This window comes from Streptomonospora sediminis (assembly GCF_054778995.1).
Map to the genome: position 1 here is coordinate 24,197 of NZ_BAAGYZ010000082.1, position 23,445 is coordinate 47,641.

At 71.7% G+C, this 23,445-nt stretch carries 19 protein-coding genes; 10 read left to right on the top strand and 9 right to left on the bottom strand.

Annotation, left to right across the window (positions count from 1 at the left end; genetic code table 11):
• Positions 1-118 precede the first annotated feature (118 nt).
• The 6 genes from hrpA to ACYVD5_RS16850 all read left to right on the top strand — a co-directional run bounded on the left by hrpA (position 119) and on the right by ACYVD5_RS16850 (position 8,722).
• The gene (hrpA, locus tag ACYVD5_RS16825) at positions 119-4,072 is read left to right on the top strand and encodes an ATP-dependent RNA helicase HrpA (RefSeq protein WP_461002002.1); all 3,954 of its coding nucleotides are present in this window, start codon (positions 119-121) and stop codon (positions 4,070-4,072) included.
• A gap of 77 nt (positions 4,073-4,149) precedes the next feature.
• Entirely contained in the window at positions 4,150-5,217 is a 1,068-nt protein-coding gene (locus ACYVD5_RS16830) for a lactonase family protein (protein WP_461002003.1), read from the top strand.
• Positions 5,218-5,504: 287 nt separating this feature from the next.
• Positions 5,505-6,224 (top strand): biotin transporter BioY, encoded by a 720-nt coding sequence (locus ACYVD5_RS16835; RefSeq protein ID WP_461002004.1) that lies wholly within the window; start codon positions 5,505-5,507, stop codon positions 6,222-6,224.
• Complete coding sequence (locus ACYVD5_RS16840) at positions 6,221-6,961, top strand: energy-coupling factor ABC transporter ATP-binding protein (RefSeq protein WP_461002005.1); 741 nt, start codon at positions 6,221-6,223, stop codon at positions 6,959-6,961. The genes ACYVD5_RS16835 and ACYVD5_RS16840 overlap by 4 nt, the downstream gene beginning before the upstream one ends.
• Positions 6,958-7,566 (top strand): energy-coupling factor transporter transmembrane component T, encoded by a 609-nt coding sequence (locus ACYVD5_RS16845; RefSeq protein WP_461002006.1) that lies wholly within the window; start codon positions 6,958-6,960, stop codon positions 7,564-7,566. The genes ACYVD5_RS16840 and ACYVD5_RS16845 overlap by 4 nt, the downstream gene beginning before the upstream one ends.
• 145 nt (positions 7,567-7,711) lie before the next feature.
• Positions 7,712-8,722 (top strand): threonine aldolase family protein, encoded by a 1,011-nt coding sequence (locus ACYVD5_RS16850; RefSeq protein ID WP_461002007.1) that lies wholly within the window; start codon positions 7,712-7,714, stop codon positions 8,720-8,722.
• Between the two features lie 197 nt (positions 8,723-8,919).
• Here ACYVD5_RS16850 and ACYVD5_RS16855 read toward each other — a convergent pair whose 3' ends face one another.
• The 3 genes from ACYVD5_RS16855 to fabG form a co-directional block, all read right to left on the bottom strand.
• Entirely contained in the window at positions 8,920-10,095 is a 1,176-nt protein-coding gene (locus tag ACYVD5_RS16855) for an acyl-CoA dehydrogenase family protein (RefSeq protein ID WP_461002008.1), read from the bottom strand.
• A 97-nt stretch (positions 10,096-10,192) separates the two neighbouring features.
• Positions 10,193-11,398 carry an acyl-CoA dehydrogenase family protein gene (locus ACYVD5_RS16860; protein WP_461002009.1) on the bottom strand — a complete coding sequence of 402 codons (1,206 nt, stop codon included), beginning with the start codon at positions 11,396-11,398 and terminating at the stop codon, positions 10,193-10,195.
• A 66-nt stretch (positions 11,399-11,464) separates the two neighbouring features.
• On the bottom strand, positions 11,465-12,223 hold the full coding sequence (gene fabG / locus ACYVD5_RS16865; protein ID WP_461002010.1) for a 3-oxoacyl-ACP reductase FabG: 759 nt from the start codon (positions 12,221-12,223) through the stop codon (positions 11,465-11,467).
• Positions 12,224-12,509: 286 nt separating this feature from the next.
• On the opposite strand from fabG, the gene ACYVD5_RS16870 reads away from it, so the two are divergent.
• The 4 genes from ACYVD5_RS16870 (at position 12,510) to ACYVD5_RS16885 (ending at position 16,555) form a co-directional block, all read left to right on the top strand.
• Complete coding sequence (locus ACYVD5_RS16870; RefSeq protein ID WP_461002011.1) at positions 12,510-13,265, top strand: amidohydrolase family protein; 756 nt, start codon at positions 12,510-12,512, stop codon at positions 13,263-13,265.
• Positions 13,266-13,794: 529 nt separating this feature from the next.
• On the top strand, positions 13,795-14,550 hold the full coding sequence (locus tag ACYVD5_RS16875; RefSeq protein WP_461002012.1) for a glycerophosphodiester phosphodiesterase: 756 nt from the start codon (positions 13,795-13,797) through the stop codon (positions 14,548-14,550).
• Between the two features lie 381 nt (positions 14,551-14,931).
• Complete coding sequence (locus ACYVD5_RS16880; RefSeq protein ID WP_461002013.1) at positions 14,932-15,474, top strand: ATP-binding protein; 543 nt, start codon at positions 14,932-14,934, stop codon at positions 15,472-15,474.
• Between the two features lie 256 nt (positions 15,475-15,730).
• Positions 15,731-16,555, top strand: a complete 825-nt coding sequence (locus ACYVD5_RS16885; RefSeq protein ID WP_461002014.1) for a helix-turn-helix domain-containing protein — start codon at positions 15,731-15,733, stop codon at positions 16,553-16,555.
• Between the two features lie 178 nt (positions 16,556-16,733).
• On the opposite strand, the gene ACYVD5_RS16890 is transcribed toward ACYVD5_RS16885, so the two are convergent.
• From ACYVD5_RS16890 to ACYVD5_RS16915, 6 genes are all read right to left on the bottom strand, one after another.
• The gene (locus ACYVD5_RS16890; protein ID WP_461002015.1) at positions 16,734-16,967 is read right to left on the bottom strand and encodes a DUF397 domain-containing protein; all 234 of its coding nucleotides are present in this window, start codon (positions 16,965-16,967) and stop codon (positions 16,734-16,736) included.
• A gap of 308 nt (positions 16,968-17,275) precedes the next feature.
• A complete protein-coding gene (locus ACYVD5_RS16895) occupies positions 17,276-18,346 on the bottom strand; it encodes a metal ABC transporter substrate-binding protein (RefSeq protein WP_461002016.1) in 1,071 nt (356 codons plus the stop codon).
• Positions 18,347-18,522: 176 nt separating this feature from the next.
• Positions 18,523-19,191: a potassium channel family protein gene (locus tag ACYVD5_RS16900; RefSeq protein ID WP_461002118.1), complete on the bottom strand. Its 669-nt coding sequence runs from the start codon at positions 19,189-19,191 to the stop codon at positions 18,523-18,525.
• A 79-nt stretch (positions 19,192-19,270) separates the two neighbouring features.
• A complete protein-coding gene (locus ACYVD5_RS16905; protein WP_461002017.1) occupies positions 19,271-20,698 on the bottom strand; it encodes a TrkH family potassium uptake protein in 1,428 nt (475 codons plus the stop codon).
• 186 nt (positions 20,699-20,884) lie between these two features.
• Complete coding sequence (nhaA, locus tag ACYVD5_RS16910; RefSeq protein ID WP_461002018.1) at positions 20,885-22,147, bottom strand: Na+/H+ antiporter NhaA; 1,263 nt, start codon at positions 22,145-22,147, stop codon at positions 20,885-20,887.
• Between the two features lie 262 nt (positions 22,148-22,409).
• Positions 22,410-23,327, bottom strand: coding sequence for a cation diffusion facilitator family transporter (locus ACYVD5_RS16915; RefSeq protein WP_461002019.1), 918 nt, complete (start codon positions 23,325-23,327; stop codon positions 22,410-22,412).
• Positions 23,328-23,445 lie beyond the last annotated feature (118 nt).

A 23,445-nucleotide genomic window follows, 5' to 3' on the forward strand; every position in this document is an offset into this window, starting at 1 on the left:
CGTTGAGGGTGGTGGCGGGCGGCGTTGGGGGGCTGCGGCGCGGAGCGCCTCCGTTGAGGGTGGTGGCGGGCGACGGGTGGGAAAAGACCTTGTGCCCCCTCGTATCCTGGGGACCGGTATGAAAACGTCGCCCGCGGCCCCCTCCGGCTCCCAGCACTCCCAGCACCGCGAACTCCGCGAACTCCGCAACCGTCTGGCTCCGCTGATGCTGACCGACCGGCATCGGCTGCGTCGGCGTGTCGACGGACTGCAGAAGGTCCGCACCGATTCCAAGCGCGCCGGTATCGCGGCCGAGATCGCCGCTGAGATCGACACCGCCCAGGCCCGCGTCGACCGCCGCGCCGCCGCCGTGCCCAAGATCGACTATCCCGAGTCGCTGCCGGTCAGCCAGAAGAAGGACGACATCGCAGCGGCCGTGCGCGACAACCAGGTCGTGATCGTCGCCGGCGAGACCGGTTCGGGCAAGACCACCCAGCTCCCCAAGATCTGCATGGAGCTCGGCCGCGGGGTGCAGGGCGCCATCGGCCACACCCAGCCCCGCCGGCTGGCCGCGCGCACCGTTGCCGAACGCATCGCCGATGAGCTGGATACCTCCATGGGCGAGGCCGTGGGGTACAAGGTGCGCTTCACCGACCGCTCCGGCGAGGACACCCTTGTCAAGCTGATGACCGACGGCATCCTGCTGGCCGAGATCCAGCAGGACCGCATGCTGCGCCGCTACGACACGCTGATCATCGACGAGGCGCACGAGCGCAGCCTGAACATCGACTTCCTGCTGGGCTATATCAAGCAGCTGCTGCCGCGCCGGCCCGAGCTGAAGGTGATCATCACCTCGGCCACCATCGACCCCGAACGGTTCTCCCGCCACTTCGGCGACGCCCCGATCGTCGAGGTCTCGGGCCGGACCTACCCGGTCGAGGTCCGCTACCGGCCCGTCGATGACGAGCCCGGGCAGGAGGAGGACCAGACCCAGGCCATCTGCGCTGCGGTCGACGAACTGCAGACCGAGGGCACCGGCGACATCCTCGTCTTCCTCAGCGGCGAACGCGAGATCCGCGATACCGCCGACGCGCTGGAAAAGCGGCGATTGCGCAACACCGAGATCCTGCCGCTGTTCGCCCGGCTGTCGGCGGCCGAACAGCACCGGGTGTTCGCCCCGCACAACGGGCGCCGCGTCGTGCTGGCCACCAACGTGGCCGAGACCTCGCTGACGGTTCCGGGCATCCGCTACGTCATCGACCCCGGCACCGCCCGCATCTCGCGCTACAGCCACCGCACCAAGGTGCAGCGGCTGCCGATCGAACCCGTATCGCAGGCTTCGGCCAACCAGCGCAAGGGCCGCTGCGGCCGGGTGGCCGACGGCATCTGCATCCGGCTGTACTCCGAGGACGACTTCCTGGCCCGGCCGGAGTTCACCGATCCCGAGATCCTGCGCACCAACCTCGCGTCGGTCATCCTGCAGATGGCCGCGCTCGGGCTCGGCGACATCGCCGCGTTCCCCTTTGTCGAAGGCCCCGACCGCCGCCAGATCAAGGACGGCGTGCACCTGCTGCAGGAGCTCGGCGCGCTCGACCCCGGCGAACCCGATCCGGGCAACAGCCTCACCCCGATGGGGCGGCGGCTCTCCCAGCTGCCCGTCGACCCCCGGATGGGGCGCATGGTGCTGGAGGCCGAGGACAACGGGTGTCTGCGCGAGGTCATGATCATCGCGGCGGCGCTGTCGATCCAGGACCCGCGCGAACGCCCCGCCGACAAGCAGCAGGCCGCCGACGAACAGCACGCCCGCTTCGCCGACAAGGAATCGGACTTCCTGGCGTATGTGCACCTGTGGAACTACCTGCAGGAGCAGCAGCGCGAGCTGTCGGGCAGCCGGTTCCGCCGCATGTGCCGCGACGAGTACCTCAACTACCTGCGGGTCCGCGAGTGGCAGGACATCTACAGCCAGCTCAAGCAGGTCGTCAAGACCATGGGCGCCACGCTGAACACCAGCACCCCGGCCCCGCGCGAGATCCACGTTTCGCTGCTGGCAGGGCTGCTGTCGCACGTGGGGCTCAAGGACCCCGACAAGCACGAGTACCTGGGCGGGCGCGGCGCCCGGTTCGCGATCTTCCCCGGCTCCTCGCTGTTCAAGAAGCAGCCGCGCTATGTCATGGCCGCCGAGCTGGTCGAGACCTCGCGGCTGTGGGCGCGCATGGTCGCCCGCATCGAACCCGAGTGGGCCGAACGCCTCGGCTCCCACCTGGTCAAACGCAGCTACAGCGAACCCCACTGGGAGAAGAACCGCGGCGCCGTCATGGCTTACGAGCGCGTCACCCTTTACGGGGTGCCGCTGGTGGCCCAGCGCAAGGTCGCCTACGGTTCCATCGACCCCGAGGTCTCCCGCGAGCTGTTCATCCGCCACGCGCTGGTCGAAGGCGACTGGGAGACCGGCCACCGCTTCTTCCACGAGAACCGGCGGCTGCTGGAAGAGGTCGAGGACCTGGAGCACCGCGCCCGCCGGCGCGACATCCTCGTCGACGACGAAACCCTGTTCCAGTTCTACGACGAGCGGGTGGGCGCCGAGGCGGTCTCCGCCGCCCACTTCGACACCTGGTGGAAACGGGTCCGGCGCCGCCGACCCGACCTGCTCACCTTTGAAAAACCGATGCTGATCAACGAGGGCACCGCCCGGGTCAGCGAGCAGGACTACCCCGACCAGTGGCGCCAGGGCGAGCTCGCGTTCGCGCTGAGCTACCAGTTCGAACCCGGCGCCGACGCCGACGGTGTCACCGCCACCATCCCGCTGACCGTGCTCAACCAGGTGTCGGAGGACGGCTTCGACTGGCAGATCCCCGGTCTGCGCGAAGACCTCGTCACCGCGCTGATCCGGTCGCTGCCCAAGCCGCTGCGGCGCAACTTCGTGCCGGTGCCCGACACCGCCCGCGCCGTGCTGGGCCGCCTCACGCCCTACACCGAGCCGCTGGCCCAGGCCCTCAGCCGCGAACTCGGCACGATGAGCGGCGAGCGGATCGCGCCCGGCGATTTCGACTGGGCCAAGGTGCCCGACCATCTGCGGATCACCTTCCGCGCCGCCGACTCCGAGCAGCGCACCCTCGCCGAGGAGAAGGACCTCGCCTCGTTACGCAGTCGGCTCAAACCGCGGCTGCAGAAGGCCATTTCCGCCGAGGCCCGCGGCATCGAGCGCAGCGGTGTGACCGACTGGGACTTCGGCCCGTTCCCGCGCACCTTCGAGCGCAAGTCGGCCGGCCCCACCGTCAAGGGCTACCCCGCTCTGGTCGACCAGGGCGAGACCGTGGCCGTGCGGCTCTTCGACACCGAGACCGAGCAGCGCCAGGCCATGTGGCGCGGCGCCCGGCGGCTGCTCCTGCTGCAGGTACCGTCGCCGGCGGCGGTGGTCCAACGCGGCCTGGACAACCGCACCAAGCTCGCCCTCAACCACAACCCGCACGGCAGTGTCCAGGCGCTGTTCGCCGACTGCCAGGAGTGTGCCGCCGACTCGCTGATGGCCGCCCGCGGCGGTCTCGACGCGCTCACCGCGCCCGGCGGCGGTGAATGGGACCCGGCGGCGTTCGCGGCGCTGCGCGAGCACGTGCGCGCCGAACTCGCCGACACCATGGCCGAGGCGGTGGCCGGCGCGGCGCGCGTGCTGCAGTCCGCCCACGATCTCGGCCGCAAGCTCAAGGGCTCCACCAGCCTGGCGGTGCTGCCGTCGCTGAACGACATCCAGGGCCAGATCGCGGGCCTGGTCCACCCCGGGTTCGTTACCGAGGCCGGGCTGGCGCGGCTGCCGCACCTGCACCGCTACCTGCGGGCCGTGGAGTACCGGCTGGCCAAGCTGCCCGAGAACCCGCGCCGCGACCAGGTCAACATGGCCAAGCTGGAGCAGATGCGCCAGGCCCGCGGCAAGCTGATCGCCTCGCTGCCGCCGGGCCGCGAATCCGACACCGACGTGCGCGAGATCGGGTGGATGTTGGAGGAGTTCCGGGTCAGCCTCTTCGCCCAGGAGATCGGTGCGGCCTATCCGGTTTCGGAAAAACGGATCCTCAAGGCGATCGAGGCGGCCAAGAGCTGACAAGAGCTGAACCGGGTCCGCGGCTGCGCGGTCCGCGCAGGCCGCGGCCGCACCCCGACACCGAAGGAAGGGCACGAATGACCGCACAGCGCCTGCTGTGGATCGGGGCCTACACCCCCGGCTCCGCCACCCCCCAAGCCGCCGGATCCGGGATCCACCGCGCCTGGCTGGACCCCGGCACCGGCGCGCTGAGCGGCGGGGAACCCGCGGCGTTCACGGCCAACCCGTCCTTCCTGGCCGCGCACCCGAGTGGCGGCCTGCTGTACGCGGTCAACGAATGCGACCAGGGCGCGGTCAGCGCGTTCGCGACCGGTCCGGCCGATTCGGCGGACCGGCCGGACCTGACCGCGCTGGGCGGCACGCCGACCGGCGGGAGCTCGCCCTGCCACGTGCTGGTCCACCCCGAGGGGCACCACGTCATCACCGCCAACTACGCCGACGGCAGGGTCAGTGTCCACCGGCTGCCGGCCTTGGGCGTGCCCCAGCCGGCGAGCGTGGTGCTGGAGCACACCGGCCACGGCCCCAACCCCGACCGCCAGGAAGGGCCGCACGCCCATTCCGCGGCGATGGCCCCCGGCGGGCGGCACCTGCTGGTGTGCGACCTGGGCACCGACGAGCTGCGCTGCCACACCTTCGACCCCGCGGCGGACGAGCCGGTGGGGCCGCTGTCGATCGCAGCCCGCCTCGCCCCGGGCGCCGGGCCGCGCCACTTGGCCGTCCACCCCAGCGGGCACATCTACGTGGCGGGCGAGCTCGACTCGCGCGTGCACATCCTGTCGTGGGACGCCGAGCAGGCGCGGGCGGTCCCCGTCGCCGATGTCGCCGCCAGCGGCCACGACGGCCCAAACCACCCCGGCGAGATCGCGCTGTCGCCCGGCGGCGAGCGCGTCTACGTCTCCAACCGCGGCGCCGACACCATCGCGGTCTTCGAGGTCACCGGCGGCGGATCCGCTCTGCGCCGCATCGCCGAGGTCCCGTGCGGCGGGGCCTGGCCCCGCCACTTCGCGCTGGCGGAGGACCACATCGTGGTCGCCAACCAGCACTCGGACGAGCTGTCGTCACTCCGCCTGGACACCCAGGGCATACCCGCCGACACCGGCCACCGCCTGGCGGTCAGCGAACCCGCCTGCGTGCTGCCGGGCTAGCGTGCCGGCCCGCGGGCGGCGGGCCGACCGGAGTACTGACGATCATGCAGAAATGCCGAGACTCTAAAGCTGAGAGCGGCATTTCCGCATGGTCATCGCCGACCACCGCCCCGGCGCCCCGGCCAACGGCGGCCACCGTGCCCGCCCGCCCTGACCGGGGCCGCCGGGCGCCCGGCGGCCGCTGTGCGGCGCCTGGTAAGGGCGGGTCATCCGGCATTGCCCCGCATAGTCGACAATAGGGAGCACGCCCGCCGACCAGGATGCGTACGGAGAGGACGATTTCCCCCATGCCTGAAACTTCCGACAGCACGGTTCGCCGCCGCGGATTGGCCGCGCGCGACATTGCGCTCATCGGCGTATTCGCCGCTCTCCTCGCCGTGCTCAGCATGCCGGTGGCCATCCCGGTCGGCCCGGTGCCGATCACCTTGCAGACGCTCGGGGTGATGCTCGCCCCGAGCATCCTCGGTGCCAAACGCGGCTCGCTGGCCGTGCTGACCTTCCTGGCGCTCGTCGTGGCCGGACTGCCGCTGCTGCCGGGCGGGCGCGCCGGCCCGGCGCCGTTCGTCGGCCCCACCGGCGGCTACATGCTCGGCTGGGTCGCCGGAGCCCTGGTCATCGGGCTGCTCGTGCATCTCATGCTGCCGCGCTACCGCTTCTGGCCGGGGCTGGGCGCCAACATCGTCGGCGGCATCGGCGTGGTCTACCTGGTCGGCGTGCCCTGGAGCACGGTCGCCCTCGGCGACGGGCTGCTGGCATCGATTCTGGGCGTGGGCGTGTTCCTGCCCGGCGACCTGGCAAAGGCCGCGCTGGCCGCCGGAATCGCCGCCGCCGTGCACCGGGCCTACCCTGTGCCGCCGGCCGGGCGGCCCGTTGCGGCCGGCAGCGGCACGGCAGCCGGCACCAGCGGCGGCAGCGGCACCGACCCGGCCGGGTCCGCCGCACCCGCCGGGCCCGCCGATTCCACCGGAGCCGGCGAATCCGGTGGCCCGGAGGACCGGACGGCATGACGCTGCGCCTGGAAGGGGTCTCCCACGCCTACGACGGTCGTGCGGTGCTGCGCGGCATCGACCTGGAGCTGAGCGAGCACCGGATCGGCGTCATCGGCGCCAACGGCTCCGGCAAGTCCACGCTGGCCCGTACCCTGAACGGCCTGGTGGTGCCCGACTCCGGGCGCGTGCTGCTCGACGGGCTCGACACGCGCCGCCACGCCCGCGAGATCCGGCGCCGGGTGGGGTTCGTGTTCTCCGACGCCGCGGCGCAGATCGTCATGCCGACAGTGGCCGAGGACGTCGCCATCGGCCTGCGCCGCAGCGGCCTGGACCGCGCCGAGATCGAGGCGCGGGTCGCGGCGGTCCTGCAGCGCCACGGCTTGGCCGGACACCGCGACCACCCGGCACACCTGCTCTCCGGTGGCCAGCGCCAGATGCTCGCCCTTGCATCGGTGCTGGTCACCGAACCCGAGGTGCTGGTGTGCGATGAGCCGACCACGCTGCTGGACCTGCGCAACACCGCCGTCATCGAGGAGACGCTGCGGGAACTGCCGCAGCAGGTCGTGCTGCTCACCCACAACCTCGACACGCTCAGCGGCTTCGACCGCGTGCTGGTCATGGACGAGGGGCGGATCGTGTTCGACGGCGCACCGGCAGCGGCGGCCGCGCACTACACCGCGCTGATGGGGCCCGAAACCTCCGCCCCGCCCCCGGAGAACCGCGAACCGCACCCCGAGAGCGGCCGGCGGCAATGAGCATGACCGGCCTCTACGTCCCGCCGCGTTCGCGCGGGGCGGTGCTGCACCGGCTGCCGGCCGGTGCAAAGCTCCTGGTCCTCGTGGTGGCCGTGGCCGCCGTTGTGGCCGCCGCCAACACCGCCGTCTCGCTGGCCGCGGCGGCCCTCGTCGCCCTGCTGTACCCGGTGTGCGGGCTGGGAGTCCGCCCGGTGTGGCGCACCCTGCGCGCACTGGCACTGTTCCTGGCCGCCATCGCGCTGTTCCAGTGGCTGGCGGGGGACTGGCAGGCGGCGGCCCGGGTGTGCGGGCAGCTCGCGGCGGCGGCGCTGCTGGCGGGCCTGGTGACGGCCTCGACCCGGGTCAGCGAAATGCTGGACCTGTTCGAGCGCCTCGCCCGCCCGCTGGCCCGCCTGGGAGCCGACCCGCGGCGGGTGGCCCTGGCGCTCGCCCTGACCATCAGGTGCATCCCGCTGGTCGCCGCTTCCTGGCGGGCATCGCGCGAGGCCTACATCGCCCGCGGCCTGCGCGGCCGGCCCGACGCGATGGTGGTGCCGGTGATCGTGGGCCTGCTGCGTTCGGCCGACTCACTCGGCGAAGCCCTCACCGCCCGCGGAATCGACTGAGGGGGCGCGGGGCCGCCCGCCGCCGGTGACCGCCTGGGGGCAGGGGGCCACCCGGTCACCGATCCACCCGACCAAGGCCATGCGGCACGCCACTAGAGTGAGCAATCGGCCTCACCAGCAGATATCGGGCAGAACGGAGTCCCGCATGATCGACCTTCGCTCGGACACGCTCACCCGCCCCACCCCCGGGATGCGGCGGGCCATGGCTGAGGCAGAGGTGGGCGACGACGTGTTCGGCGAGGATCCCACCGTCCGGGCACTGGAAGAGGAGACGGCGGCGCTCCTGGGCAAGGAGGCCGCGCTGTACGTCCCCTCGGGGCACATGGCCAACCAGATCGCGGTCTACGCCGCCACCCGCCGCGGCGACGAGGTCTGGACGCACCGCGACGGCCACGTGATCGGCAACGAGCAGGGCGCGAGCTCGGTGCTGTCCGGCGTGCTGCCCCGCATCTACGACGCCGAACAGGGCTACCCCGACGCCGGGCTGCTGGAGGAGTGGGCCCGGGGCGCCGACGACGTGCACCGCGCCCGGCCGCGGCTGATCTGCCTGGAGAACACCTTCACCGGGCGGGTGGTGCCGCCGGACGAGCAGCGCCGGGTCGGCGACTTCGCCCGCAGCCGCGGAATGCTGCTGCACCTCGACGGTGCCCGGCTGTGGAACGCGGCCGTTGCACTGGGCGCGACCCCGGAACAGGCGGCCGCAGGCGCCGACACGGTGTCGGTGTGCTTCTCCAAGGGCCTGGGCGCTCCGGTGGGCTCCGCGCTGGCCGGCGGCGCCGACACCGTCGCCGAGGCGCGGCGGACACGCAAGCTGCTGGGCGGCGGCATGCGCCAGGCCGGGATCATCGCGGCGGGGGCGCTGTACGCGCTGCGCAACCACCGCGACCGGCTCGCCGAGGACCACGCGCGCGCCGAACGGCTGGCCGAGCGGATCGCCGGCACACCGCCGCTGGCCGCCGAGGCGCGCACCAACATGGTCGTGGTGAGCGTCCCCGACGGCAGGGCGCGGCACTACGCCGAGCTGTTCGCGCGCGAGGGCGTGGGCTGCGTGCCGCTGGGCCCGGACCGGCTGCGGCTGGTCGTCCACCTGGACATCAGCGCCGCCGACATCGATTCGGCCGCCGAACGCATCGCCAAGGCCGCGGCCGCCGCCTGACCGGAACGGTCCGCGCGGTCGGCACGTCCCGGCGCACGCAGCACGCCGCCCCCACCGCACCACGCCGCACCGCCCGCGCCGCAGGCTCCCGGCGCGCCGGCCGGCCGTTTCCGGCCGCCGGCACACCGGGGCCCGCCCGGCGTCCCGCGCCCCGGCCGTACCCCGGAGCCCGGCCCTGCTGCCGCGCAGTAAGCGGCTCAGCCCGTCGGCGCGGGCAGATCCACCTGTTGCGACAGCGCGAGGCGGTGCCGGTCGGCCGTGCCCAGGGCGAGCGCGTCGCTCTTGGCGCGCTTGAGGTACAGGTGCACCGGGTGCTCCCAAGTGAAGCCGATCCCGCCGTGCAACTGCACCGCCTCCTCGGCGGCCTTGACCGCCACACCCGACACGAACGCCTGGGCGAGGGAGGCGTTGATTCGGGCTTCGGCCCGCGCCTGGGCGGCTTCCGCAGGCCCGGCGCCGGGCTCCTGCGCGGCCGCCGCGGCGCTTGCCGCGCTGCGCACCACCGCCCGCGCTTGGGAGACCGCCACCCACAGGTCCGCCAGCCGGTGCTTGACCGCCTGGAAGGAACCGACCGGCCGGCCGAACTGCGTGCGGGTCTTGACGTAGTCGACGGTGGTGTCCAGCGCCCACTGGGCCACGCCCAGCTGCTCGGCCGACAGCAGCGCCGCACCCGTCACCAGGGCGCTGTCCAGCGCCCGCTCCGCGTCCGCCCCCGAGGCCAGCCGCCTGCCCACCGCACCGTCCAGCGAGATGCCGGCCAGCGGGCGGGTGAGGTCCAGGCTGACGACCGGAGTGACGCGGACCTCCTCGGCCGCGACCGCGTACAGGCCCGGCCCGTCGGAGCCGACCGCCGGCACGACCAGGGTGTCCGCCGTCAGCGCGTCGACGACGCCGCTCACGGCGCCCTGCAGCAGGCCGCCCTGCTCGCGCACCTCCTCGGGGAAGGGCGACCCCGGCACGGTGGCCAGCCCGACCGCGAGCGCGGCGGTGGAGCCGCCGGCCGCCAGGGCGCCCAGCTCCGCCGGCGCTGCGGCTCCCGCCCCGGAGCCGGGGACGGTTTCCAGCAGTGCCGCGGTGGCCAGCACCGCGCTGCCCAGAAACGGCACCGGCGCCACGGCGCGGCCGAGTTCCTCGGCGACCACCGCGCTTTCGCGCAGACCGGCCCCGGCACCGCCGAACTCCTCGGGGATGGGCAGGCCGGCGGCGCCGATATCGGCCAGTTCCTTCCACAGCGAGGTGTCGGTGACCTGGTCACCCTCGACCCGCGCCAGCACCGCGGACGGCGGGCTCTTGTCCTCCAGCAGCGAGCGGACGCTCGCCCGCAGTTCCTCTTCGATCCCGCTGTAGAGCAGGTCGAGCTGCTTCTCGCTCATCGCGCTCCCTGTTCCGCGCGCGCCCGGCGCGCCGCCGTCGTTGTCCGGTGGCCGTCCATCGCCCGTAAGCTCCTGCCCGCCGCAACCCGTGCGCCGCTCACTTGGGCAGGTCCTTCCAGGCCACGTCCTTGTCGACGCGGGGCTCGGCCGGCAGCCCCAGGACGCGCTCGGCGATGATGTTGCGCAGGATCTCCGAGGTGCCGCCCTCAATCGAGTTGCCCTTGCTGCGCAGGTAGTGGAAGCCCGCCGAGCGCTTGGCGAATTCGACGCCTTCGGGGCGGCGGAACGTCCAGTCGTCGTAGGTCAGCCCTTCGCCGCCGAGCATCTCCAGCTCCAGCCCGGAGATCTCCTGGTTGAGCCGGGAGAAGGAGAACTTGGCCGCCGACCCTTCGGGGCCGGGCTGGCCGACCGCCAGCTGCTGGCGCAGCCGCTCCTTGGTCAACCGCGCGGCCTCGGCGTCCACCCACAGCCGCAGCAGCGAGTCGTGCAGCCCGGGGGTGCGCACCTCGGGGCGCGACCGCCAGATGCCGGACACGGCCGCGATGAGCCCGCCCTCGCGCGGCTCGGGGTGGCCGCCGATGGAGACGCGCTCGTTCATCAGCGTGGTCTGGGCGACGCGCCAGCCCTCGCCCACGCCGCCGAGGCGCTGGGAGTCGGGGATGCGCACGCTGTCGAGGTGGACCTCGTTGAACTCGGCCTCGCCGGTCAACTGGCGCAGCGCACGCACGTCCACGCCGTCGGCGGCCATATCGCAGATGAAGTAGGTGATCCCCTTGTGTTTGGGCACGTCGGGGTCGGTGCGGGCGATGAGGATCGCGAAGTGGGCGCGGTGGGCCAGCGAGGTCCACACCTTCTGGCCGGTGACGGTCCAGGAGTCGCCTTCGCGCACTGCGCGGGTGCCCAGCGCCGCCAGGTCGGATCCGGCGCCGGGCTCGCTGAAGAGCTGGCACCAGACCTCCTCGCCGGTGTAGAGGGGCTTGAGGTAGCGGGCGCGCTGCTCGGCGGTCCCGTAGGCCAGGATGGTCGGGGCGGCCATGCCCAGGCCGATGACCAGGCCCTCGCGGCCGGCGGGGGTGCAGCCCAGGCGCTCGAACTCCTCGTCGACGACGGCCTGCAGCGCGCGCGGTGCGCCCAGGCCGCCCTCGCCCTCGGGGAAGTGCACCCAGGCCAGGCCGGCGTCGAAGCGCGCGGCAAGGAAATCGTGTGGGTCGGTGGTCTCGGGGTCGTGTTCGGCGACGAAGCCGGCGACCCGCTGCCGCAGTGCGGGGGCGTCGAGCGACGCTCCCGCCTCAGCCGTAGTCATGGAACCTCCGCGGTCGGGACGGATGTCGGGGGTGGAGCCGTGCCGGCGGCGGTGCCGGCGGGGATGTCAGTCCCGCGGGCCGCCGGCCACATAGATGACCTGGCCGGAGACGAAGCCGGAGTCCTCGCCGGCGAGGAAGGATACGGTCGCGGCGATGTCCTCGGGCACCCCTGTGCGGCGCACGGGGATCTCCGCGGCGGCAGCCGCTTTGAAGTCCTCGAAGTCCATGCCGACCCGCTCGGCGGTCGCCCTGGTCATGTCGGTGGCGATGAACCCGGGCGCCACCGCGTTGGCGGTGACTCCGAACTTGCCGAGCTCGACGGCGAGCGTCTTGGTGAAGCCCTGCAGGCCGGCCTTTGCCGTGGAGTAGTTGGCCTGGCCGCGGTTGCCCAGGGCGGACGTGCTCGACAGCGACACGATGCGGCCCCAGCCGGCACTGGTCATGTGCGCCTGGGCGGCGCGCGACATCAGAAAGCTGCCGCGCAAGTGCACGTTCATCACCGTGTCCCAGTCGCCCTCGGACATCTTGAACAGGAGGTTGTCGCGGAGCACGCCGGCGTTGTTCACCAGGATCTGCGGCGGGCCGAGGCGTTCGGCGACCTGGGCGACCGCGGCGGCCACCTGGTCGGCGTCGCTGACGTCGGCGCCCACCGGGATCGCCGTGCCGCCGTCGGCGGTGATGAGGTCGGCGGTGGCCTGCGCATCGCCTTCTGTGAGGTCGACGACGGCGACGGCGCGTCCGTCGGCGGCCAACCTGCGCGCTGTCGCGGCGCCGATGCCGCGGGCGGCGCCGGTGACGATTGCGACACGCGGGGTCTCTGGCATGTGGCTACCTTTCGGTCGGGAGTGGTCCGGAACACATCGGGGAGATCCTATCCGCTTCATACCGACCAGGTGGTATGTGGTGACCCTGTGCACGCCGGGCGGCGGGGCGGAGGAGCAGCCGCACCGCAAAGGCAGCGTGGCCGGTAGCGGACCAACGGGCCTTGGCGACGCGGCGCTTCCCAGGGGGCTACCGTGGTCGCTCGGGCCGAGCTGACCGCACAGGACGCTCCGGCCCGACCTTTCCTGTGCGGTTGTCCCTGATCCCGGCCGAAACGAGGCATCGGCGTTGTTCGACGCCCACCTGCACATCATCGATCCGCGCTTCGAGCTGCCCGGAAACGAGGGCTACCGCCCCGCCCCGTTCACCGCAGCCGACTACCTCCACCGCGTCCGGGAGCTGGGCGTCACCGGCGGTGCCGTGGTGGCGGGGTCGTTCAACGGCACCGACCAGGAATTCCTGGCCGCTGCCCTGAGCGAGCTCGGTCCGGCCTTTGTCGGCGTGGCCCAGCTCGCCGCCGACACCTCCGACTCCCACCTGCGCGACCTGCACGCCGCGGGCGTGCGCGCGCTGCGGTTGAACCTGTACCGGGGAACGGTCGACGACCTCGACGCCTTGGTGCAGTTGGGCAGGCGCGCGGCCGAGCTGCTCAACTGGCCCACCGAGCTCTACGTCGACTCCCGGGAGCTGCGTGCCCTGGCGCCGCGCATCGCCCCGCTGCCGCGGGTCAGCGTCGACCACCTCGGGTTGTCGCAGGAGGGGCTGCCGGCGCTGCTGGCGCTGGTGGGATCGGGCGCGCGGGTAAAGGCGACCGGTTTCGGCCGTGTCGATCTGGACGTGCCCGCCGCCCTGCGCGCCATCGCCGAGGTCAACCCCGGTGCGCTGATGGCGGGTACCGACCTGCCCGGAACCCGTGCGCCGCGCCCCTTCGACCCCGCCGACCTGGACCTGGTCACCGAAACCGTGGGGCCCCGGCATACCAACGCCGTGCTGGGGGCCAACGCGCGCGACTTCTACGGGCTGCCGGCCTCGGGGCTGCGGTGAAGCGGACGCGGAATACATTACACACGGTAATCGCAGCCGGTCCCGCCGGGCCGGCGGTAGAGAGCGGGGAAGCGGGTGCAGTGAGTGCGCACTGTGTCCATCCGGGCACCAGTAGTGCGCACTCCGTCGGCCGGTGCGGCGTTTTGCGGCCGAATCCGGCCCCGGTACCCGTTGAACGGGTGCTGGTACCACCGTTCTGGTAGGGTCTACCGGCCACTACCCGCCGTAACGGATTTCTGCCCGAATCAGCGGTATCGTGACTCTGTGAATCCGCCCGTGATACGCGTGACCGACCCGACGTCGGCGACCGGGCAACCGCCCGGCGCACTCCACCGGGCGATCACTCCTCGGCCACCCCGTGTTGGCCAGGAGCGGTGAGGCTTGAGGCGGGCCCCACCAGGACCGAGTGGAAAGAGGCGGTGGCCATGTCGCTCGCCGGTGCTCCGGCGCGCAAGGTGTCCGGTTCGGCAGCGGAACCCGGCGCAGCCCGCTGCGCCGACCCGGGTGGCTCCCGGCGGGGGTGGCGGCCGTGATCGTCGTGGCCCACCGCGGGGCTTCCGCCTACGCCCCTGAGAACACCGTTGCCGCCCTGCGCGAGGCCCGTCGGCGCGGCGCCGACATGGCCGAGATCGACGTGCGCCAGACCGCCGACGGTGCGTTCGTCGTGCTGCACGACGCCTCGCTGCGTAGAACCACCGATGCCGCCCGCGTGTACCCCGAGCGCCGCAGCTGGAACGTCGCCGACTTCACCCTGGCCGAGATCCGCCGCCTGGACGCCGGATCCTGGTTCGGCGCCGAATTCGCCGGAGAGCGCGTTCCCACGCTGCAGGAGTGCCTGGCGGTACTGCGCCGGGAAGGGCTGGGCGCGCTGGTCGAGCTGAAAGTGCACCGGCGCGACCGCACCATGGGCCGCCGCCTTGCCGAGGAGATCCGCACCGAGCCGCACTGGCGCGAAGCCGGCGCCGAGGGCCGGCTCATCCTGCAGAGCTTCGACTGGGTCACGCTGCGGGCGATGGCGGGCGAGGTCCCGGGGCTGCACACCGCTGCGCTGGGCAAGACCTACGGCCGCTACGGCCTGCGCCGGATCGCCCAGTACGCCCGGCTGATCAACCCGCACCACCTGCGGGTCTCGGCCCACTACGTGCGCCACGCCCACGCGCAAGGGCTGTCGATGTTCGGTTGGACCGCCAACAACGACCAGGCCATCCGCCGGCTGATCCGCGACGGCGTCGACGGGATCATCACCGACTACCCCGACCGCGTCCACCGCACGCTCGCCGCCTGAGGCGGTCCGGCCGCCGTTCCCGCCCGGCCCTTGCGTTGCCCGGTGCCGGGAGGCGGCGCGGGCAGGGGCGGCCCCGGCTGCTCCCGGCCCCCGGCTGCGGCCTGCCGGCCCGCCCCGCGCCGGATCGGCGGTCCGGGCGCGGGATGTGCGCGCCCATCGGCGCGTTTGGGCCGGTCGACGGCTTGCCGCCGTTTCGCCGGCGAAAACTCTGTGGCGAACTCCACGCTTTTTCTGAAGTCGGGCCCGTCGGTGCCCTAGGATGCGTGCAAGCGGAGAATGCACGTGCAGATGGCTTATGCGCGCGCGAACGCCAGGACGTTTCGGGAGCCGGGCGCCTCGGCCCGGGCCCGGAACCCGATACACGACTGCGAGGGGATCGCGGTGACCGGACAGCCAGCCCGCGGATCGATGGGAAGACTCCACGACGGACAGCGTCCGGGGCCTCTGCCGGCTCTCTCGCCCAGAGCCTGGTGGACCGCCTGCCTGCTGAGCGGGTCGCCGGACACCGCCGTTCCACCCTGCTGCGACCTGCTCTCGTGGAGCCTGGCGGCCGAACCCGGGGCGGCGGCCACGGCGCGCGAGATCTGCCTCAGCGTGCTGCGGCGGTGGGAAATGCCGGCCCACGCTCCCGACGCCGAGCTTGTGGTCTCCGAACTTGTCACCAATGCGCTGCGGCACGGGCGCCGGCCGGCGGCGGCCGAGCCCGGAACCGCCGACGATCCCATCCAGTTGAGCATGCTGCGCAACGGCTCGGAACTGGTCTGCGCGGTCCGCGACCGCAGCGACCGCATGCCCGCGCGGCGCGATCCCGACTTCCAGGTCGAAAGCGGGCGGGGTCTGCACCTGGTCACGTGCTTCTGCAGTGGCTGGGGCGTTCTGCCCATGTTGCCCTCTGGAAAGCATGTCTGGGCGCGTTTTGGGTGAGGTGGGGTTTTCGCGGCCCTTATAGGGGCCGTTCGACCTGTTCCGGGCCTGGGCGGTCGCATGCGATGCTTGCGGTTTCTCGGGTGCCGTCCTTCGAGATGCCGACCGCATCGGCGATATCGTGGGGTGTGCGTGGGCGTTCCGCGCAGCGCGGCGGCCCCTGAACACGGTCGGGCCGCGGGCAGCGATGAGTAGGGAGGCAGCGGCTGTGGACATAGCTCGTCTGAAGAGGGGGAGCGGTCCCACAGTCCGCCGTATGCTGCTGGGGTCCGAGCTGCGCAAGTACCGCGAAGCCCGCGGGATGACCCGCGGCGAGGCGGGCCACTACATCCGCGGCTCGGAGTCCAAGATCAGCCGGATGGAACTGGGGCGGGTGGGCTTCAAGGTCCGCGATGTCGAGGACCTGCTGAAGTTATACGGGGTCACGGATAAAGACCAGATTCAGACGATGGTCCAGCTTGCGCGCGACTCCAAGAAACCGGGTTGGTGGCAGACCTACGGCGAGTCGCTGCCGAACTGGTTCCAGGTCTATGTGGGCCTTGAGGAGGCCGCCACCCGGATCAGGGTCTACGAGGCGCAGTTCGTGCCGGGCATGCTGCAGACCGAGGAGTACGCCCGCGCGGTCATCGCTGCGGGGCGCGCCATCCCCGACCCCATGGCCGAGGACCGGGTGGCCGTGCGCATGCGCAGACAGCGCCACATAGAGGGCGACAACGGGTGCAAGCTCTGGGCCATCATCGACGAGGCCGCAGTGCGCCGGCCGGTAGGCGGCCCCGACACCATGCGCGGGCAGTTGGAGCGCCTGATCAAGCTCAGCGAGCGGTCGAACATCACGCTGCAGATCATTCCCTTCAGCGTGGGTGTGCACGCCGCCGAGGCCGGAACATTCACGATTCTGCGCTACCCCGACTTCGGGCTGTCCGACATCATCTACCTGGAGCAGCTCACCGGCTCGATGTGCCTCGACCGCCGAGCCGAGATCGACTCCTACACCATGGCGATGGAGCGGCTGAGCGTGATCGCCGAGCCGCCGAACCACACCAAGGACATTCTCAAGTCGATGATCGACGACCTGGCCTAGCCGGCCAACCGGCCAGTCGGCTCCTGCCTGCCCGGCCTGCAGGCGCCCTGCGGCCGGGTACCAGTAAACGCGAAAAGCCCCGCGGTGCGGCCTGTTCGGCCGCGGACCGCGGGGCTCTTGAGCTATGCGCCCCCGCTATCGCTGAGCGGGTGCTCGGCTTGCCGGTGAGGGGAGGGAGTCAGCCGAGCAAGTTGTCGAAGTCGCCGTCCTTGGCGCCGAGGATGAGCGCGTCGACCTCGGCCTGGGTGTATACGAGAGCGGGGCCGTCGGGGAAGCGGGAGTTGCGCATCGCAATGGAACCGTCGGTCAGCTTGGCCATTTCGACGCAGGCGCCCTGCGAGTTGCTGCGCTGGCTTTTCTGCCAGGTGACGTGCTGGAGTTCGGTGGCCGAGATGCCGTTGTAGGCGCTCATGGAAACTCCTGTCTCTGTGGAACCAACTGGTGCACAGCCCGATGCACTATCCAATGCACGTGCATTAGCACCATACTTTGTGCAGGATAGCGCACGTGCATCTCCATGTCCCTACTTGGCTGCGGTTCTCTAGTGTTCACCCCCAGATGAGGGGGCTCGGGCGCGCGGCGGACACCATTGCCGGGCCCGGAACAAGTGGGCCGGCCCGCCGCCGAGCGAAGGTGAGGGCTTCGTTCGGCGGCGGGCCGGCCAGTGGCGCGCGCGGGCGGTGGGCGCGGGCTGTTGGCGCGCCCCACCCGGCAAAGCTTCTAGGAGCAGCCCAGCGCGCCGGTGAGGGTCTCCAGGTTGCCGCGCATGATGGAGGGGTAGTCGTCGCCGGGCGACTTGTCGGTGATGCCCTCGATGGGGTCGAGCACCGCGGTCTCGGCGCCGGACTCGTCCGCGATGGTCTCGGCGACCTGCCCGTCGGCCAGCGGTTCGCTGAAGACCGTGGTTATGTCGTGCTCGCGGACGGTCTCGGCGACCTCGGCGATGCGCTTGGGTGAGGGCTCGCTGTGCGAGTCGAGCCCTGCGGGGCTGATCTGGTTGAGGTCGAAGCGCGCCGCCAGGTAGCCGAAGGCGCTGTGGCTCACGACGATGTCGCGGCTGTCGCACTCGGCCAGGCCCTCGTCGTACTCGGTGCCGATGTCGCCGAGCAGGCCGGTCACCGACTCGGCGTTGGCCGCGTAGTCGGAGGCGTGGTCCGGGTCGGCCTTGCTGAGGCGGTCGGCCAGACCGTTGGCGGCCTCGGCGAAGCGTTCGGTGTCCAACCACATGTGCGGGTCGAGGTCGCCGTGGTCGTGCCCGTGGCCGCCGCCCTCGCCTTCGCCGTGCTCGTGGCCGCTTTCGCCTTCGCCGCCTTCTTCGGCGCCACCGTGTTCGTGGCCGGAGCCGCCTTCGCCCTCGCCGTGCTCGTGACCGCTCTCCTCGGCGCCGTGGCCGTGTTCGGCGGCCTCGGCGTTGGCCTCCAGGGTGCGCAGGTCGACCAGGTCGGCGACGTCGAGCGCGCTCTCGCCGCCCTGGGAGTCGACGGCGTCATCCACGGCCGGCTGCAGCCCGCTGATGTAGAAGGTCACGTCGGCCTCGCCGACGGTGCCGATCTGGCGGGGGGTGAGCTCCAGGTCGTGCGGTTCGGCGCCGGGTTCGGTCAGGTTGGTGACCTCGACGTGGTCGCCGCCGATCCGGCCGGCCAGCCACTCCAGCGGGTACACGCCGGTGACCACGCTCAGCCGCTCGCCCCCGTCCGGCGAGCCCTCCTGGCCGCCGCTGCCGCAGCCTGCCACCGTGAGTATCCCTGCCGCGCTCAGCGCGGCCACCTTGACAAACGTCCGTCCTCGCATGCATTCATCATGAGGACAATGAAAATGGTTGTCAATTTTCCGGCTTTGTGAGCTTCTACCGGTATGTCCGGGCTGAGCGGGAGCGGGACCCGAGCGCAGCCGGTCCGAGACGCGTCCGGCGCGGGTACCCGCGGGCGCGATCCGCCCGCAGGGCCGGGGTTGCGGCGGCCGGCGCCTCAGGCGATCTCGGCGAACCGCTCGACGTCGTCGGTCTTGCCGGCCACCACGATGACATCGCCCTTTTGCGGGACGGTCTCGGCGGTGGCGTAGGTGAACTGCTCGCCGTGGCGTTTGATGCACACCACGGTGATCCCGTGCTTGGTGCGGACCTTGGTCTCGCCGAGGTTGCGGCCGATCATCTCGCGCGGCGCGCGGGTCTTGCCCAGCGCGAAGTCCTCTTCCAGCTCGACGTAGTCCAGCATCCGCCCTGATACCAGGTGCGCCACCCGCTCACCCATGTCGTGCTCGGGCAGGACCACGTGGTGCGCGCCGATCTGCTGCAGGATGCGCCCGTGCCGGCGGCTGGTGGCCTTGGCCCAGATGTGCGGCACGCCCATGTCGACCAGCAGGGAGGCGGCCAGGATGCTCTCCTCCAGATGGGTGCCGATCGCCACGACGGCGCGGGTGAACTCGTGCGCACCGACCTGGCGCAGCGCCTCGTCGTCGGTGGCGTCGGCGACCACGGTGTGGGTCAGCGATTCGGAGAACGCCTGCACCAGGCGGGGGCTGGAGTCCATACCCAGGACCTCCCAGCCGTGGGCGACCAGCTCCAGCGCCAGGGAGCTGCCGAACCGCCCCAGCCCGATGACCAGGACTCGCTTGTCGTGGGGCCTGCTGCGCTGCACTGTTTTCTCCGTCTCCTCGTATGCGGCCACCGGTCGGCGGTCCCGTGGCCGCTGGACCCCTGCGGTTCAGGGGGCCGGCTCAACCGATGATCGGCCGCGACTCCGCAAGGTCGTAGCGCCGCGTATGTTCGCGCAGCGCGAGTGCGGAGGCGAACGTGATGGGCCCGATGCGCCCGGCCAGCATGAGCACGACGAGCAGCAGTTGGGCGGGTTCGGGCAGATCGGCGGTGATACCGGTCGACAGCCCGACGACCCCGGAAGCCGAGACTACCTCGAAGAGCACTTGTTCGAGCTGGAAGGGCGTGGTCACCAGCAGCCCTACTGTGGACGCCACCACGACGGTCATCGACAGGAACAGCAGGCTCAGCGCCTCGCGGATGACGCCGGTGGTCAGCCGGCGGCCGAAGATGTGCACGCTGGGGTGTCCCCGGATCTCCGCCCAGACGACCAGGAAGATCACCGCCAGGGTGGCCACCTTGATGCCGCCGGCCGTGCCGGCGCTGCCGTTGCCCACGAACATCAGCATGATGGTCACCAGCAGCGTGGACTGGTCCATGGCGCCCACATCGACCACGTTGAACCCGCCGCTGCGCGGCATTACTCCGTGGAAGGCGCCGTCGACCAGCCTGGCCCAGGTGCTCAACGGGCCCAGGGTGCCCGGGTTGCCCCATTCCAGGGCGGGCACGAGCACCACGCTCGCGGCGAACAGCAGCGCGCTGGTGCACACGGTCAGCTTGGCGTGCAGCGTCCAGGCACGCGGGGTGCGCAGGTGGCGGCGCAGCTCCAGCAGCACCGGAAACCCCAGGCCGCCCAGGATGGTGGCCAGCGCCACCGGCCATAGGATCAGGGCGTCGCCGGAGAACCGGGTCAGGCTGTTGTCGTAGAGCGAGAGCCCGGCGTTGTTGAACGCGGAGATCGCGTGGAAGACCCCGCTGTAGAACGCTTCGCCCAGCGGGATCCCGTGGCCCAGCCACATCCGGGGCACGAGCACCGCGGCGAGCACGGCTTCGCACACCAGGCTGGCGCGCACCACCCGGCCGACGATGCCGCGCACGTCGCCCACGCTCAGGCTGCGGGTCTCGGCCTGGACACCCAGTTGCATGCGCAGCCCGAACCTGTGGATCACCACAACGCTGAGCACCGAGGCCAGGGTCATGATGCCGATGCCGCCGACCTGGATCAGCACGGCCACCACCACCTGGCCGAAAACGGTCAGCTCCGAGCCGATCCCGATGGTGCTGAGCCCGCACACCGCCAGCGCCGTTGTGGACGTGAACAACGCGTCGACCACGGAGAGGTCGGTGCCCCCGGTCTGAGCGGCGGGTAGCAGGAGCAGGCCGGTGCCGAGCAGGTCGACCACGACGAACAGCGCCACGAACAGCCGAGCAGGGCTCGACCACGCTGCTTTGCGCAGGCCTTGCGGCGGCCGCGGCCGCGGTAGGCGCCGCAGCCTGCGGGATAGCAGACTGCGTACGCGCGAGCCGCGCGCTGGCGTTTTCACTTGCATCGTGGTCCTGTTGTATCGCCTTCAGTCGCTGCCGCACTGGCGAGGCCGGGGGCGCAGGCGGCGGGAGCGTTTGGGAGGGGCCGCGGCCCGCCGGGGCCGCTGTCGTTTCCCATGAAACCGCGCCCACGGCGCGACCGCCTACTGGGGGAGCCCCGGCGTGTCGGGCCTGGGCGCCACCAGAGGCCGTCAGTGGGCTCCGTGCCCGGGGGAGCCGGCCCGGCGCTTGGGCGGGATCGGGCCCTGCCTGCGGTACTGCACGCTGCGCACACCCAGTACGCCGGCGGCGAGCACGGTCGCGATCAAGGATGCCAGCAGCACGCCGGCCTTGGCGTCCTCCATCATCTGCGGATGGTCGGCAAAGGACAGCTCGGTGATGAGCAGGGACACGGTGAATCCGATACCGGCCAGCAGCGACATGCCGCAGATGTCGATCCAGCGCAGCGACGGGTTCAGCTCGGCGCTGGTCAGCTTGGTCGTGACCCAGGCCCCGCCGAAGATGCCGATGAGTTTTCCGCCCACCAGCCCGACGATGATGCCCACCGCCGCGGTGTCGGTGAGGATCGTGCCGAGACCGGTGAACACCACCCCCGCCGACATCAGCGCGAACACCGGCAGCACCACGCTGGAGGACCACGGCCGGATCATGTGCTCCACGCGGTGACTGGGGTCGCCGGCCTCGTCGGGCAGGCTCACCGTGCGCATGAGCAGGCCCATGGCGACCCCGGCAATGGTGGCATGCACACCGCTGGCGTGCATCAGCGCCCAGATGGCCGCCGCCAGCGGGACATAAACCAGCCAGTTGGGCACGGGGGAGCGGTTCAGGGCCCGGGCGAGGCCGCCGCCGCGCTGGAGGTAGCCGAAGACGGCGAGCAGCGCGATGGCCGCCAGCAGCGGGGGGAAGGAGAGGTGGTCGGTGTAGAACACCGCGATGACGACGATGGCGCCCAGGTCGTCGACGATGGCAAGAGTCAGCAGGAACGTCCGCAGCGCCGGCGGCAGCGAGCGGCCGACGACGGCGAGGATGGCCACAGCGAAGGCGATGTCGGTGGCCATGGGGATACCCCAGCCGCGCAGGGCGGCGCCGTCACCGGCGTTGATCACCGCGTAGATCGCCGCGGGCACGGCCATGCCGCACAGCGCGGCGACGATGGGCAGCATCGCGCGGCGCGGGTTGCGCAGCTCGCCGTGGACGAACTCCTGCTTGAGTTCGTTGCCGACCACGAAGAAGAAGATCGCCAGCAGCCCGTCGGCGGCCCATGCCTCGACCGACAGGTGCAGGTGCAGGTTTTCGGGGCCGAAGGTGAAGTTGCGGATGACTTCGTAGGTGTGGCCCCAGGGGGAATTGGCCCATATCAGGGCGACCACAGCGCCGGCTATGAGCAGGAACCCGCTGACGACGTCTTCGCGGAGGGCATCGGCGAGTCCGCTCAGGCTCCGTCTGTTGGTCATGTGTCGTGTCTCCCCCACAGGCAGGATCGATCCTCTCGCTACGCCACTTACCCCCTGCGCCGCCGTTCGATGGCCGAGTGGCCTTCCGATACGCAGGTTGCCGGTGTTTACCGGTGAGGCGCGCGACCAAGATCGCCCGAGCCCGAGCGGTGACTTTGCCAGAGAATCGGGCCCTTTGTCCAGATCAACGGGCGTAACGCCGGTTCAGTGGCGCCCTTTCGGGCTTTGTCACGAACTCTGACCGTATGTGGGGTGATGTGTGTCACGCGTGGCGGGCCCCCTCGTGGTCGACATGTCCGTCGGGTTCCAACTGCAGTGTGGAGTGCTCGACATCGAAGTGCCCGGACAGACACGCGTGCAGATCGTCGAGGACGCGGCCGGCGTCGGCGAGGCGGTGCTCCTCGACCACCACGTGCGCCGACATCACCGGGATGCCCGAGGTGATCGTCCAGGCGTGCAGGTCGTGCACGTCGATGACGCCGGGTTGGCGCATCAGGTGCGCACGCACCTCTTCCAGGTCGACCTCGCGCGGGGTGGACTCCAGCAGCACGTGCACCGCCTCGCGCAGCAGGCCCCACGCGCGGGGCACGATGAAGGCGGCGATACCCACGGAGATCAGCGAGTCGGCCCGCTCCCAGCCGGTCAGCCAGATCACCAGGCCGCCGATGATGACCCCGACCGAGGCCAGCGCGTCGCCCAGTACCTCCAAGTACGCGCCGCGAACGTTCAGGCTCTGGCGCTGCCCGCCGCGCAGCACCAGTAGCGCGATCACGTTGGCCACCAGGCCCAGGGCGGCCACGGCCACCATCCAGCCGCCGGTGACCGGATGCGGGTCGAACAGCCGCTGCACCGCCTCGTAGGCCACGAAGCCGCACAGTGCGAACAGCACCAGGGCGTTGATCGCGGCGGCGAGGACCTCGGCCCGCTGGAGTCCGAAGGTGCGGTCTGCGCTGGGCGGGCGGTTGGCGATCCACACCGCGATCAGTGCGAGCACCACGCCGAAGGAGTCGGTAACGGTGTGCCCGGCGTCGGCGAGCAGCGCCAGGCTGCCCGACATGGAGGCGCCGATGACCTGCACCACGGCCACCGCCAGCATCAGCCCCAGCGCGATCGCCAGCCGGCCGCGGTTGGCACCGGCGGCGGTGGCGGGACCGTGGCTGTGGGTGTGTCCGTGGCCCATTGGTGTCTCCTCCTCTTCCTGCTGTGTGCATGCGTTGCACGGGCGCTCGGGCGCTCGGGCTCGCGGGGGACCGGAGCCGGCGCCCGCGCTCCGGTGGCCGCCCGGCGGTTAGGCGGTT